This window comes from Finegoldia magna ATCC 29328 (assembly GCF_000010185.1).
In the GTDB taxonomy this organism is placed as follows: Bacteria; Bacillota; Clostridia; order Tissierellales; family Peptoniphilaceae; genus Finegoldia; species Finegoldia magna_H.
The window spans coordinates 1,586,727-1,600,167 of sequence record NC_010376.1 but is presented as its reverse complement, the minus strand read 5'-3'; the positions used below and the strand labels follow the sequence as shown (position 1 = coordinate 1,600,167).

General features: G+C 34.9%; 13 protein-coding genes and 1 pseudogene. 12 read left to right on the top strand and 2 right to left on the bottom strand.

The annotated features are described in order from the left end of the window. Positions 1 to 106: 106 nt before the first annotated feature. Positions 107 to 1,354, bottom strand: coding sequence for a tyrosine--tRNA ligase (gene tyrS / locus FMG_RS07620; RefSeq protein ID WP_012291102.1), 1,248 nt, complete (start codon positions 1,352 to 1,354; stop codon positions 107 to 109). A 225-nt stretch (positions 1,355 to 1,579) separates the two neighbouring features. Beyond that, positions 1,580 to 2,188, bottom strand: coding sequence for a uridine kinase (udk, locus tag FMG_RS07615; RefSeq protein WP_002836878.1), 609 nt, complete (start codon positions 2,186 to 2,188; stop codon positions 1,580 to 1,582). Between the two features lie 181 nt (positions 2,189 to 2,369). Between udk and FMG_RS07610 the strand changes: the two genes are divergently transcribed. From FMG_RS07610 to FMG_RS07555, 12 genes and pseudogenes are all read left to right on the top strand, one after another. Further along, positions 2,370 to 2,777 (top strand): hypothetical protein, encoded by a 408-nt coding sequence (locus FMG_RS07610; protein ID WP_012291101.1) that lies wholly within the window; start codon positions 2,370 to 2,372, stop codon positions 2,775 to 2,777. A 126-nt stretch (positions 2,778 to 2,903) separates the two neighbouring features. After that, positions 2,904 to 4,997 carry a Tex family protein gene (locus FMG_RS07605; protein ID WP_012291100.1) on the top strand — a complete coding sequence of 698 codons (2,094 nt, stop codon included), beginning with the start codon at positions 2,904 to 2,906 and terminating at the stop codon, positions 4,995 to 4,997. 40 nt (positions 4,998 to 5,037) lie between these two features. Next, on the top strand, positions 5,038 to 5,445 hold the full coding sequence (locus FMG_RS07600; protein WP_012291099.1) for a GNAT family N-acetyltransferase: 408 nt from the start codon (positions 5,038 to 5,040) through the stop codon (positions 5,443 to 5,445). Between the two features lie 136 nt (positions 5,446 to 5,581). After that, complete coding sequence (locus tag FMG_RS07595) at positions 5,582 to 6,205, top strand: ECF transporter S component (RefSeq protein WP_002836906.1); 624 nt, start codon at positions 5,582 to 5,584, stop codon at positions 6,203 to 6,205. Further along, the gene (locus FMG_RS07590) at positions 6,202 to 6,933 is read left to right on the top strand and encodes an energy-coupling factor transporter transmembrane component T family protein (RefSeq protein ID WP_002839210.1); all 732 of its coding nucleotides are present in this window, start codon (positions 6,202 to 6,204) and stop codon (positions 6,931 to 6,933) included. The genes FMG_RS07595 and FMG_RS07590 overlap by 4 nt, the downstream gene beginning before the upstream one ends. After that, positions 6,933 to 7,769, top strand: a complete 837-nt coding sequence (locus FMG_RS07585; RefSeq protein ID WP_012291098.1) for an energy-coupling factor ABC transporter ATP-binding protein — start codon at positions 6,933 to 6,935, stop codon at positions 7,767 to 7,769. The genes FMG_RS07590 and FMG_RS07585 overlap by 1 nt, the downstream gene beginning before the upstream one ends. Beyond that, positions 7,769 to 8,587 carry an energy-coupling factor ABC transporter ATP-binding protein gene (locus FMG_RS07580; RefSeq protein ID WP_012291097.1) on the top strand — a complete coding sequence of 273 codons (819 nt, stop codon included), beginning with the start codon at positions 7,769 to 7,771 and terminating at the stop codon, positions 8,585 to 8,587. Before FMG_RS07585 ends, FMG_RS07580 begins: the two co-directional genes overlap by 1 nt. Beyond that, positions 8,580 to 9,482: a nucleoside hydrolase gene (locus FMG_RS07575; protein ID WP_012291096.1), complete on the top strand. Its 903-nt coding sequence runs from the start codon at positions 8,580 to 8,582 to the stop codon at positions 9,480 to 9,482. Before FMG_RS07580 ends, FMG_RS07575 begins: the two co-directional genes overlap by 8 nt. Before the next feature lie 116 nt (positions 9,483 to 9,598). Then, a complete protein-coding gene (locus tag FMG_RS07570) occupies positions 9,599 to 11,065 on the top strand; it encodes a C69 family dipeptidase (protein ID WP_012291095.1) in 1,467 nt (488 codons plus the stop codon). 73 nt (positions 11,066 to 11,138) lie between these two features. Then, positions 11,139 to 11,600: an ASCH domain-containing protein gene (locus tag FMG_RS07565; RefSeq protein ID WP_012291094.1), complete on the top strand. Its 462-nt coding sequence runs from the start codon at positions 11,139 to 11,141 to the stop codon at positions 11,598 to 11,600. A 232-nt stretch (positions 11,601 to 11,832) separates the two neighbouring features. Then, positions 11,833 to 12,679, top strand: a pseudogene (locus tag FMG_RS07560) (KilA-N domain-containing protein). Between the two features lie 112 nt (positions 12,680 to 12,791). Continuing rightward, positions 12,792 to 13,439, top strand: a complete 648-nt coding sequence (locus FMG_RS07555) for an SIMPL domain-containing protein (RefSeq protein WP_012291091.1) — start codon at positions 12,792 to 12,794, stop codon at positions 13,437 to 13,439. The last annotated feature ends 2 nt before the right edge of the window (positions 13,440 to 13,441 follow it).

Below are 13,441 nucleotides of genomic sequence, written 5' to 3'. Positions count from 1 at the left end.
CACCTCCACAAATATTTTTAAATTTACTTAATTATAACACAAAACCTCAGCAGACTTTGAAAATCAATTCAAAATCGCCGAGGTTTTCTTCTTTTATATTATTATATTATACTAATTTTACTCTGTGATATACTTTCTTACCTTTTTTGATAATAAGTTCATCGTCGTTAAAATCGTGAATTGTGATAACTCTTTTAGGATCAGCTTCCTTGTTGTCATTAACAGAAATACCGTTTTGAGTTACAAGTCTACGTGCTTCGCTGTTTGATTGAGTAAGGCCTGTCATTGTCAACAAATTCAACAAACCAATTCCATTTTCAAAATCCAAAGCTTTCATTTCAGTTGTTGGCATATTTTCATCAACAACATTTGAATTGAACAACGCATTTGCTGTTTGGCGAGCTTCTTCTGCTTTTTCTTCGCCGTGAACTAATTTGCACACCTCAAAAGCCAAAACTTCCTTAGCTTTGTTGATTTCGCTTCCTTCTAAGCTACCAAGTCTCTTGCATTCATCAGTTGGCAAGAATGTCAACATCAACAAGAATTTTTCCACATCTCTGTCGTCAACATTTCTCATGTATTGGAATAAATCGTAAGGAGTTGTCTTGTTTTCGTCCAACCACACAGCACCTTTTTGTGATTTACCCATTTTCACTCCGTCAGCAGTTGTTAAAAGCTTGAAAGTCATCGCATAAACTTTGTCGTTTTCCAATTTTCTAACCAAATCGTATCCGCCCAAAATATTTGACCATTGATCAGAGCCGCCCATTTGTAATTTACAACCGTATTTTCTGTACAATACCAAATAATCGTATGATTGCATCAACATGTAACTAAATTCGAAAAATGTTAGACCTTGTTTCATTCTGTTCTTGTAACTTTCCAAAGTCAACATTTGATTTACAGAAAAATGAACGCCGATTTCTCTCATGAAATCCAAGAAATTCAAATTCAACAACCAATCCTTGTTGTTTTCAATGTAAGCCTTGTCATCACCAAAATCGATGAATCTTGTCATTTGGGAATAAAATCTTCTGGCATTTTCGTCGATAACTTCCTTAGTCATGATACTTCTCATATCGTTACGACCGGAAGGATCACCAATCATAGTTGTTCCACCACCCAAAAGACAAATCGGAATGTGACCGTGAGCTTGCATTCTCATCATAACCATAAGTTGAATAAAATGGCCAATAGTCAAACTATCTGCAGTCGCATCGAATCCGATATAAAATGGAACTCTTTCTTTTCCAAGTAAATCTCTCAATTCATCCTCATAAGTAGCTTGTTCAAAATATCCACGCGCTACTAATTCGTCGAACACATTTTCGTGTTCAAATTTGTAATTAATCATAAACTCCTCCTATAAAATAAAAAAACTCTTGACACGAAAGGGCGAATCTACGCGGTACCACCTTTCTCATCAAAAGCTCATGTTCCATGCAAAGTATGAAACTACCTTGAAAACTCATGTGTTGTAATTCCCGAATAATCGGTACTGGTCACAATCATAATTTTCTATTAAGTTATTAAAATTTTATACTAGAATCCAATTCTAGTCAATAGCAAAATGTTTTTTTTATAATTTCGTAGCCAAATGATTGATAAGCACCTCAATCGCAACCTTATTCTTGCCGCCTTTTGGCACAATCAAATCAGCAAATTTCTTACTAGGTTCGACGAAAAGTTCATGCATTGGCTTTACAGTTTCCATATATTGAGTCAAAATCGATTCAATAGTTCTGTCACGTTCCACAACATCTCTTGTAATTCTTCTTTTGAGTCTGACATCTCCGTCACAGTCAACGAAAACTTTCATATCCATCAAATTTCGAAGTTCTTCGTTTTCCAAGACCAAAATTCCTTCGACAATCACAATTGGTTTAGGAACTTTTTTCAAAGTATCAGAGCTTCTAGTGTGAATTGTAAAATCGTAAGTTGGAATGTTGATTTCTTCATTATTAATAATTTTTTTAACGTGTTCAATCAACAAATCCGTTTCAAAAGATTGCGGATGATCGTAATTCAAACTCGCACGTTCTTCCATTGTCAAATCATCATGAGCGAAATAATAATTGTCGTGTTCAATAATTTCTATTTTATCTTCAAAATGTTTTTTCAAAGTCTTCACGATTTCAGTCTTACCCGAAGCACTTCCACCTGCGACTCCCACAATATACGGTTTCATAATAGCCTCCTAGTTATTAGTTAATTTTAATATAAATTTTACAATTTTTCAAGAAAAAGCAAGACAACATTTCAAAAGGACTTTTCAAAAATGAAAAAAATATGGTAAAATAATAGTAAACTATCACAAATTGTGATTGGTAAAATTATTTGGAAAATGTTTTTACAAAAGGAGATTTGAAATGTCAAAAAACACCAAACTTATTATTTACTCGTTGATTTACATATTGTTCATGATAATCATCAGATACACATTGTCTCATGCGCATGGATTTTTGATTGACCATTGCTTGATGATATTCTTGGCAATCGCAGCGTTACTTGGATATTTTCATGGATTTATTTTCAAATTCAATTTTACGATTGTATTCGTAGCGATATTTATGATGCTTTTCATCGGACAAATGACACCTCCATCAAGAGGATTCATCGAATACTCATTTATCGACTTTTATTACGTGTCGGCGGCTACGATTTTCATGTTAGTAGCTGACATTGCAGGATCCATCAGAAAAACTCACATGATTCAAAAAGAGATTTTCTTGGAACAATTAGAAAAAGAAAAAAACGCCAAGTTATTTAAAAAATAATCAACCAAACCATCAAGTGTACGCTTGGTGGTTTTTAAAATTTTACCTCAAAATGCTTTAATCTGGAAAAATAAATAAAATAATGTTAAAATATAGATTATAGTTTATTAAAAGAGAAGGAAGAGAATGGATATACTACAAAAATTATCAGAAGAATTAGACATAAAATATGATAACGTTGTTAAGACGGTTGAATTGTTAGATGAGGGAAACACAATTCCATTTATCGCCAGATATAGAAAAGAAATCACTGGAAATTTGACTGACGAAACGTTGAGACAATTAAACGATAGGCTTACATATTTGAGAAACTTGCAAGAAAGAAAAGACGATATCACACGTCTTATCGATGAGCAAGGAAAACTAACAGAAGATTTGAAAAAACAAATCGACGAAGCGGCTATTTTGACAGAATTAGAAGATATTTATCTTCCATTTAAGCCTAAGAAAAGAACTCGTGGATCGATCGCTGTAGAATTGGGACTTCAACCAGTAGCAGATATGATAATGGAAAAGACTCATTCACTAGCAGAAATCGAGAAAAAAGCTTCGGAATTTGTCAACGGAGAAGAAATCAAAACAGTTGATGATGCCGTAGCGAAAAGTTTGGATATAATAGCAGAATTCGTATCGGAACAAAAAGTATTCAGAGATATCGTTCGTAATTCTTTCGTTACAGAGGCTATTTTGAAAACTGAAGAGAAAAACGAAGACGAATCCGGCACATACAAGATGTACTACGATTTTTCCGAGAAAGTAAAAGATATAAAAGCCCACAGAATTCTTGCAATCTTCAGAGGAGAAAAGGAAGGATTCTTGAAAGTTTCATTCGTATTAAATGACGATTACAATATTTTCAAAATTATGAGAAAAATCGCTAGGAAAAATGATTTTGAAACTTACGATTTGATTGAAAAGGCAGTCAAAGACAGCTACAAGAGATTGATTGTTCCATCAATCGAAACAGAAGTGCGTCAAAGCATGAAAGAAATGGCAGATGACGAATCAATCGGCGTATTCAAAAGCAATTTGAAACCTTATTTGATGCAGCCACCTATCAAAGAAACTGCAATCATTGGACTTGACCCTGGATTTAGAACTGGTTGCAAAGTTGCTGTAATTTCTGAATACGGAGATTTCTTGGACAGTGCAGTAATATATGTCACTGATGCCAGAAAACAAATCCAAAGAGCAGACGAAACTTTGAAGGAATTTATTAAAAAATACAACGTGAAGTTAATCGCAATCGGTAACGGAACAGCTTCTCGTGAAACAGAAAAATACGTATCTGATTTGTTGGCGCAAATTGACGAGGAAATCTTCTATGCAATTGTCAACGAAGCGGGAGCTAGTATTTACTCTGCATCCAAGCTTGCAATCGAAGAATTCCCTGATTTGGATGTAACAATCAGAGGAGCAATCTCAATCGCACGTCGTATACAAGACCCACTTGCAGAATTGGTTAAAATCTCTCCACAATCAATCGGAGTTGGACAATATCAACACGACGTCAACCAAAAAAAATTAAAATCATCACTCGAAGAAGTAGTGGAAGATTGCGTAAACACAGTTGGTGTCAACATCAACACAGCAAGCTCTGCACTTTTGAATTACGTATCTGGAATTACGAAAACAACTGCGAAAAACATCGTGGATTACAAAATAGAAAACGGACCATTCACTAATCGTCAAGAAATATTGAAAGTAAAAGGAATTGGACCAAAAGCATTCGTACAATGTGCAGGATTTTTGAGAATTCCTGAAAGCGAAGAAATATTGGACAATACAGAAGTTCACCCAGAAAGCTACGAAATCGCAAAACAAATTATGAAATACGATTTGAATGATATCGATGTTAAAAAACTTTCAGAGGAATTGGAAGTAGGAGAGCCTACTTTGCGTGATATAATTGAAGAACTCAAAAAACCAGGCAGAGATCCACGTGACGAAATGCCAAAACCAGTTCTTCGACAAGATGTATTGTCAATTGACGATTTGGAAGAAGGAATGATAGTCACAGGAACTGTAAGAAATGTCGTGGACTTCGGCGCATTCATAGACATTGGAATAAAAGAAGATGGACTTTGCCACATATCCAAAATGAGCAACTCCTACATCAAAAACCCAAGAGAAGTGTGCGAAGTAAGTGACACCGTAAAAGTAAAAATAATTGGAATTGATAAAGAAAGAGGATTGGTTTCTCTGTCAATGAAGTTATAAAATGGGCGCTGTAATAGCGCTTATTTTTGTGAGGTGAGTTATGAATACAAAATACGTTATAAAAAATGCAGCGGTTAGTCCAGATAATTACAACGATTTGCGTGAAAAATCTGGTATTGGAAATAGAAAATCGAAAAAGAATGCGAAGGTTGCAATCGAAAATTCTCTTTTCATTACAGCAATTTATGATGATGACAGGTTAATTGCGATGGCAAGAGTTGTCGGAGATGGAGCGATTAGTCTTGTGGTTACTGATGTGATGGTAGATTCAAGCTATCAGAAAAATGGTTTGGGAAGAGTTTTGATGAATGAGGTTAGCAAATACTTGGACGAAAATTACGATGAAGATAGCTACATTATTTTGTTGGCAAACACTCCTTATGACAAATTTTACGAAAAATTTAACTTCAAAGAATTTCCAAATAAAAAGGGCATGCTAAGAGTTTAAAAAATTTATAGTAAACAATTTAGTGATACAAAATTTTTGTTAATGTTTTTAACGATAAATGATTTATTAATTAATCAATTTATGATAGAATTTACTCAGCGGGAAATATTTTCCGCAAAATTTATAGGAGGAATTTATGAAATCTAAATCTAAGACTAGCTATAATTTGTCGGTAATTTTACTTATTCCACTTGGTATAGCTATCAATTTTGTTGGTGCAAATTTAACTGCAGCATTAAAATTGCCCGTTTATTTGGATGTTATTGGAACTGTATTCACAGGTGTGTTGTGCGGACCATGGATTGGTTTTCTTACAGGTGTTGTCACAAATATCGTGACATCTGTTACAAATCCAACACAACTTCCATACATGATTGTAAGTGGTGCGATTGGCTTGGTGGCAGGTTTTTGCGGTAAGAGAGGAATGTTCAAAACTCCACAGAAAACATTTGTAGTAGCCATTATTATTTGGCTTGTGGCGATGATTACATCTGCGCCAATCACTGTGTTGGTTTTCGGTGGTGTTACTGGTGCAAGTGGATCAAGTGCAATAACGACGTTTTTGGTTGCAACAGGAAAAGGATTATGGCAATCAGTGCTTGGTTCAACAGTTCTTACAGAAACTTTGGACAAATTCTTGACTTCTTTTGCAGTGTATTTTCTAATCAAATCCATTCCGAACAGAAACTTGTTGAGATATCCTAACGGACTAGAATACATAAAAGAAAAGAAGAACAAATACGTGAGAGGTGCAAAATGATATCTAAAATTTTCCCAACAACAAAACTTTTTATAGTGATAGTTACAGTTATTATTTCGTTGGTTTTGCCATGGCAATTTGCGTATCTTTTCGTACTTCCATTAAGTTTGATATTGGCTTTACTGGACAATAAATTCAAACCATATTTCAAAAAATTGTGGATAGTTTTATTATTCGTATTACTAATAATGTTTTTATTCCAATTGTTATTGGACAAATCTACAGAACACGTTTATTTGAATTTAGGATTTATGAGAGTGACACTTAACGGGATATTAAATGGTTTGGAACAAACTAAATTCATTCTTACACTTATAACATTGTTTTTATTATTCTTCGAAACTACAGATATCGAAGACTTGATGATATCACTTCAAGAAAAAAATGTAAGCCACGTTACAAGTTATGTTATCATGGCAACAATGACAATGATTCCTGAAATGATTAAGAAAAGTTCCAAAATCATCAAAGCCCAAGAAGCGCGTGGAATTGAAACTACAGGCTCTTTGAAAAACAGAGCGAAGGCGTTCTTCCCTTCACTTGGACCTTTGATTATATCTTCACTTTCAGAAATCGACGAAAAGACGATTACACTAGAAGCACGTGGATTTGCATCCGAAAACGAGAAAACATGCCTCAAAGAAATCAAGAAAACAACTACAGACAGAATAATTTTCTACGTATTCATTGCCTTGGTTGTGTTGGCATTGGTGTGGAGGTTTAAATAATGATAGAACTTAAAAATGTTTCGTTCAAATATGAACTTCAACAAGAAAAAACGATAAAAAATTTGGATTTGTACGTTCAACAAGGAGAATTCATAGGAATTATCGGCAAAAATGGTTCCGGCAAGACGACTTTGTGCAACATTATTAGAGGAATAATTCCGGATTTCGTTCAAGGAGAAATCTCAGGCGACATAATAATTGACAACAAAAACATCGACGATATCGAACGTGGAGAAATGGCGGAATTAGTTGGATTTGTATTCCAAAACCCATTCAGTCAAATTTCTGGAATCAAGAAAACTGTATTCGAAGAAATAGCCTACGGACTCGAAAACTTGGGAGTTCCAAGAGAAGAAATCAAACAAAGAGTAACTGATGTAATTAAATTACTTAAAATAGAAGATTTACAAGATAAAAATCCGAATGAATTATCAGGTGGACAATCGCAAAGAGTTGCGATAGCTTCAATCATCGTCATGAATCCGAAAGTGCTAATATTTGACGAGCCTACAAGTCAGCTAGACCCACTGGGAACGGAAGAAATATTCGACATTTTAAAACTTTTGAAATCACAAAACAAAACTATAATCTTGGTTGAACACAAAATTGATTTGATAGCAGAATATGCAGATCGAGTTGTCGTGATGGACGATGGAGAAATTATCTTCAACGGTGAAACTCACGAAGTTTTATCAAATGACAAAATCGAAGAAAGTAATGTATCTATGCCAATAGTTTCAAAACTTGCCTACAAGATGAACACTGTAAAACCGGGATTTTTCAAAAAAGTTCCTATTACTTTGGATGAATGCAAGAAAGAATTGGAGGAAGATTAATGAGCGAATTAGAATTTAACAATGTAAGCTTTACTTATCCTAACGGATTCAAAGCGATTAACGATTTGAATTTTGTTGTGTATCCTTCAGAAAAAGTTGCAATCGTAGGACAAAACGGAGCCGGCAAATCAACTTGCGCCAAATTAATGAATGGATTATTGAGACCAAGTTCTGGAGAAATCTTGTTAGAGGGCAAAAACACAAAAGACATGACAACAGCACAAATCTCCAGAAAAGTTGGCTACGTATTCCAAAATCCTAACGATCAAATCTTCAACTCAACAGTTTACGATGAAGTCGCATTTTCGTTGAGAGCATTGAAAGTCGACGAAGATGAAATGGATAGACGTGTCAGACAAGCGTGCGAAATTTGCGAACTTTCAGAATATTTGGACGATCATCCATACGATTTGCCATTTAGTACTAGAAAATTCATCACGATTGCAATTACAATCGCAAACGACTGCGATATTTTCATATTTGATGAACCAACTGCAGGACAAGACGCATATTCGATGAGTTGCTTGAAAAGAGTCATCGATCATTTGCACGATTTGAACAAAACAATCATAACAATAACGCACGATATGGAATTTGTCGTTGAAAACTTCAACAGAGTTGTCGTAATGTCCAACAAGGAAATCATCAAAGACGCAGATAAGAAGGAAGTTTTTGACGAAGACGAAATACTACAAAAAGCATACATCCAACCGCCTGTTATCAAAAGACTTTGCAATTCGATTAATTTGAACGAAAAATTGTTGTCGGTTGATGATTTTGTAGATTACATCAAAGATTTTGGAGGACACAATGATTAATTGTATATTGGATTTTGATCCAGGAGTAGATGATGCAGCGGCATTATTTGCAATTAAAAAAGCAAAAAATTTAAATTTGTTGGCGCTTTCATCGGTGAGTGGTAACGTGTCAATTGAGCACACAACAAGAAACATGCAATGCTTGGCAAAATTATTGGATATAAATGTACCGATGGGAAAAGGCCAAGAAGTGCCACTTGTAAGAGAGCCTTTCTTTGCGACAGTTCACGGAGATGATGGAATTGCAGGATTCAGAGATATGATTGAATCAGACGATGTAGGAGAACTTTCAAGCGAAAATTCAGTTACAATGATGCACGAAATCATTCAAAAATCGACTGGAAAAATCACAATCATCGCAGTAGGACCACTTACAAACATCGCGCTATTGCTTCGAACTTTTCCAGAAGACAAGGAAAAAATCGAACAAATTAGCATCATGGGTGGCTCAATTACAAGAGGAAATGTAACAAGTCTCAGCGAATTTAATTTCTTCGTAGATCCAGAAGCTGCAAAAATCGTGTTTGAAAGTGGCGTGAAACTCATCATGGCAGGACTTAATATTACACAAAAAGCCAGCATAACTGATGAGCAAATCCAATTCTTGGACACAATTGATACGAAAAGAACCAAATTTGCACACAGAATTTTGAAATACTACGCATCAAACGATGCAGGAATTCACGATCCTTGTTCAGTAATCGTTCTTGATAATCCAGAAGTTTTCGAAACGGAAGACATGTACATCAAAATCGATGTGCAAAACGACGAAACAAGAGGAATGAGCTACAGAGATTTAATAAAAGAAGAAAATGGCGAATTCAATTGCAAAGTAATCACTAAAATCAATATCGATAAATTTAGAGAAATATTGATGCAAGCTCTTACAGATTAAATTTGACTCCGAGAATATCTCGGAGTTTTTTTTATTTGTGGTGTAAAAATATAGAAAAAGGGGTATAATGATATTGGATATTAGAAAAGGATATCACATTTAGGAGGTAGAAAATTATGGCATGTACTACACTATTAGTAGGTAAAGAAGCGAGCTTTGACGGCTCAACAATTATTTCAAGAAGTGAAGATTCTCCTTCTGGAATTTTTACAGCAAAAAGATTTATCGTTGTAAAACCAGAAGATCAACCAAGAAAATACGAATCAGTTTTATCAGGATGCAAGGTAGATTTACCGGATAATCCTATGAGATATACAGCACTTCCAAACTCTGACACATTCGAAGGAGATTGGGCAGCATCAGGCGTTAACGAAAAAAATATTTCAATGAGCGCAACTGAAACTATCACTACAAACGCAAGAGTTCAAGGAGCAGATCCTTTGATTCAATATCCAACAAAAGAAGAAAAATGTGGCGGTATTGGCGAAGAAGATTTCGTAACTCTTGTTCTTCCATACATCAACTCTGCAAGAGAAGGCGTTGAAAGATTAGGAAAATTATTAGAAGAACACGGAACTTACGAATCAAACGGAATCGCATTCCAAGATGTTGACGAAATTTGGTGGTTGGAAACAATCGGCGGACATCACTGGATGGCAAGAAGAGTTCCTGATGATGCATACGTTGTAATGCCAAACCAATTGGGAATTGATTATTTTGATTTCGACGATGCTTATGGTGAACAAAAAGAATTCATGTGCTCAAAAGATTTGAAAGAATGGTCAGAAAAACATCACTTATTCTTAGATCAAGAAGATTATGTAAATCCAAGATTAGCATACGGATCTCATGATCATTCAGATCACACATACAATACACCAAGAGCATGGATTATGCTTAGATATTTCAATCCTAACACTTTGATTTGGGATGGAGAAGATGCTGATTTTACACCAGAATCTGATGATTTGCCATGGGCAATGGTACCAGAAAGAAAAATCACAGTTGAAGATATGAAGACAATATTGTCTAGCCACTACGAAGGAACACCTTACGATTGCTATGCAAAACACGGAGATCCAAACTACCGTGGAATGTATCGTCCATTGGGAATTAGCCGTGACAACGTAACACATTTCACACAAATAAGACCATACGCTCCAGAAGAAATCAGAGCAATTCAATGGTTGTCATTCGGTAGCAACGCATTCAACGCAGCAGTTGCATTCTACGCAAACGTAGAAACAACACCAAGCTATGTAGCAGATCAAGTAGTAAAAGCAACATCAGAAAACTTCTACTGGGCTAACAGAATCATAGCAGCACTTTGCGATGCACACTTCAATAAAACAGCAATCTTCATCGAAAGATACCAAGGAGCAGTTCAATCCAAATCCAACGAAATCATCAACAAATACGACGAAGAATTTGCTAAAAACTCAGGTAACGTTCATGAATTACTTGAAAAAGCAAACCAAGAAATGGCAGATTTCTTAAAAGAAAAAACAGACAAATTACTTCACGACGTTTTATTCACAGCAAGCTGCGAAATGAAAAACGGATTCGCAAGAAGTGACAACTAATATTAAACTAAAATCGGGTTTGGCAATCAAACCCGGTTTTTCTACATAAGAAATTTTAAAAGAGGAAACATAAATGAAAGCACTAAGTATACAACCATTCTACGCAACAATGATAGCTATGGGATGCAAATGGATCGAACTTCGCAGTTGGAAGACAGATTATCGAGGATGGATATTGATTTGTGCATCCACTGCCAGAAATAAATTCGAAAGAACATCACTCATGAATGGACACGCAATAGCAATAGCAGAATTGGCCGACATTCGAAAATACAACGACGAAACTGACAGAGCAGATGCATTTTTATATGATGACGAAACATTTGAGGGATATTCGTGGATATTCAACCGCGTAATTCCAATCGTGCCATTTCCGGTAAAAGGCAAACTCCACTTGTTCGAAGTGGAACGTGAACTAGATGACCTCGAAGCAATCGACATAGATTACGACACAAAACAATACGATGTAGATGTCGCAACGTGGTGGAAAGAAAATGGGTTCATAGAAAACTTGGATATATTTGGAGAAGAATAATTTAATTCTAAAAAAATTTAAAAAACAGAGCGAAAGAAATAACTTTCGCTCTGTTTTTTGCGTAGAGAAAAGCTACAATGCTGAATTAACAAACTCATTTTGATATAATAATATTTAAGAATAATTAATAAAAAGCAATAAAAATATAGCAGGTGATTACATGGACAACATAACAGGATCTAACCTTGGATTTGAAATTGTAAAGAGTACACCAGCATAAGGAGAGTGTAAATTGTCTAAAATGAAGAAAGAGCAAATTTCTGCTAAGGGATTTTCAATTCAAGTATATACCGAAGATTTTAAAAATGATTATATAAGCTTAACGGATATAGCAAAATATAAAAATACAGAAGAACCAAATGTAGTTGTAGCTAACTGGATGAGAAATTACAATACTATAGAATATTTAGGAATTTGGGAGCAATTAAATAATCCAGAATTTAACCCCCTCGAATTCGAGGGGTATTTAAAAGAAGCAGGCAGTAATGCTTTTACATTATCTCCTCAAAAATGGCAGAAGACAAACAAATGCTATAGGATTATTTGTAAAACTTGGAAGAGGAGGAGGAACTTTCGCACATAAAGATATCGCCTTCAAATTTGCGTCCTGGATATCGGCAGAGTTTGAATTATATATTATAAAAGATTATCAAAGATTGAAGGAAGATGAAACCTCAAAGCTATCATTGACTTGGAATCTTCATAGAGAAATTTCCAAGATTAATTATAAAATTCATACAGATGCAATAAAAGAATATCTCTTAAAAGACCTAACTAATGAACAATTATCTTATAAATACGCAAGTGAAGCAGATATGCTGAATGTTGCCTTATTTAATAAGAGAGCAAAACAGTGGCGTGAAGAAAATCCAGATTTAAAAGGCAATATGAGAGACTATGCAGGTTTGAATGAATTACTTGTGCTTGCAAATATGGAAAGCTATAATGCAATCCTTATTGGAAAAGGTGTGAATCAAAAAGAGAGAATGATTGAACTTAGAAAACTTGCAAGAACACAATTGATGTCACTTGAAAAACTTGGAGATAGTGGTATTAAAAAATTAGAGGAGAAGAAATAATTTTTTAAGCAATTAATTGCCAAATTTGTAAAAAATCATCTATTTTATCGTGGAACAAGCAGAGTACATCGACGAGGTTGTAGGATAAATTTATCATCAAAAGGAGATTATTATGGAAAGAACTATTCGCGTAAAGGGTAAGGGAAAGATTTCGGTGAAGCCTGACACTATCAAGGTTACGATAAAAGCTGAGGGTTTGCGCTGGAATTATGACGAAACTATTGAACAATCGACATATGACACGAAAATGTTGCGAGATGCTTTGGAAAAGGCAGGGCTTGATCCGAAGAATTTGAAGACAACTCATTTTTCGATTGATTCGAAATACGAGAGATATCATGACAAAAATGACGACTATAAGGACAGATTCGTAGGATACAAATACGAGCATCGCACATACATTGAGTTTGAAAATGACAATAAGATACTTGGAAAAGTTTTGTACGAATTGGCGAATTGCAATGTAAAAGTGAAGTTTGAAATTAATCACACTGTGAAGGACAAGGAAAAGGTCAAGAATGATTTGCTAGAAAAAGCTGTAGAAGATTCCACAACTAAGGCAAAGGTGTTGGCGAAGGCTTCTGGTGTGAAGTTGAAGGAAATACTTAACATAGATTATTCGTGGGGAGAAATTGAGATATATTCAGAACCTATGGATGATTTGATGGTTTGTGAAGCGGCATCGAGCTATGACATAGACATCGAGGCTGATGACATTGATGTGCAAGACACTGTTACAATTACGTGGACAATAGAATAAAT